Below are 1,098 nucleotides of genomic sequence, written 5' to 3'. Positions count from 1 at the left end.
TATACCCATTCAACTTGAAGATGCAGGTTTCAATATCTGAAAGTTATCCGTAATTCTGGATGACAATGAGCCTGCAACTTCTGGTAGCGTTACATCGAAAAACTCTTTGATGGCTGAAGTAAATTCTGGCTTGGAGGAGAAGTAAATATTGTTCCTCACATGCTCATTCATCACTTTCCAAAGCCGCTCGATTGGATTTAAATTTGGACTGTAAGGTGGTAAGTAATGAAGCTCAATATTGAGCACTTTTGCCGCATTTCTCACCAGCTCTGACTGATGATAGGCGGCGCCATCAAGCACTAGGTGAACTTTTTGCTCCAACGGGTAATGCTCCTTTTTGAGCTTCCAGAAGAAGCGAACGATGCTCTCGCTGTTTATCGTCTCATACGTTTCTGTCACCGTTGCGCCAATATTTTGAAGCGGTAACGCACCGATAATATTAAGACGAGTTCGACTGCCTGTTGTCTCAATCACTTTGTCTTGGCCTTTTCGTATCCAGCCATAACTGAGTTTTGTTGACTGCGTAGGATGAACGGCATCCATGAACAGCACAGGGTCTTCGCTGCTTTTTAGCGTCTCGTTATAGTATTCGATAAAGGCTTGCTGCATCTCTGGATTAAACTTGTGCGGTACACCTTTCGGCTTCTTATATGAGAAACCGTGATGATGTAACCACTTGTTCATTCCAGCAACGGTATAACGGATACCAAACTCTGCTTGTACATAAGCGACAATTTGATGGGTATGAAAGTACGTGTTTTCAGCCAGATGTTCGATAAGCTGCACGGTTTGCCCAGCAGAAAGTCGGCTTTGACTACCGCCATTTTCAGGCTTGAGTTTTTCAGAGAGAACATAATCACTGAGATGACGAGCGACGGTCGATTCGTGAATACGAAGAGCTTGAGAAATCATCATCTGACTCCAACCTTCAGAGGCAAGTAAAACTGCTTTGATGCGGTCGCAAACTCGACTATCACGTTCAATGTCGTGCATTTGTTCGAGTTGCAGTTTCTGTTGTGGAGTCAGTGTAATTTTCATGGTTCGTAGCATGATCCTGCTTTAAGGAAAAATCAAGCACCTTCAATGATCACGGGTATA

1 protein-coding gene is annotated in these 1,098 nt (G+C 43.5%); it reads right to left on the bottom strand.

Annotated features, from left to right (window positions below; translation table 11 throughout):
- Positions 1-9: 9 nt before the first annotated feature.
- Positions 10-1,038, bottom strand: coding sequence for an IS630 family transposase (locus R8N28_RS26565; protein ID WP_225492270.1), 1,029 nt, complete (start codon positions 1,036-1,038; stop codon positions 10-12).
- Positions 1,039-1,098: the final 60 nt, after the last annotated feature.

This window comes from Vibrio sp. Vb1554 (genome assembly GCF_033344235.1).
Note: the sequence above shows the minus strand (reverse complement) of the source record. Positions and strands in the feature narration are given on the sequence as shown.

Bases quoted from the DNA above. Each gene is read 5' to 3' on its own strand.
- R8N28_RS26565 (WP_225492270.1), bottom strand. From the start codon at position 1,038: ATGAAAATTACACTGACTCCACAACAGAAACTGCAACTCGAACAAATG.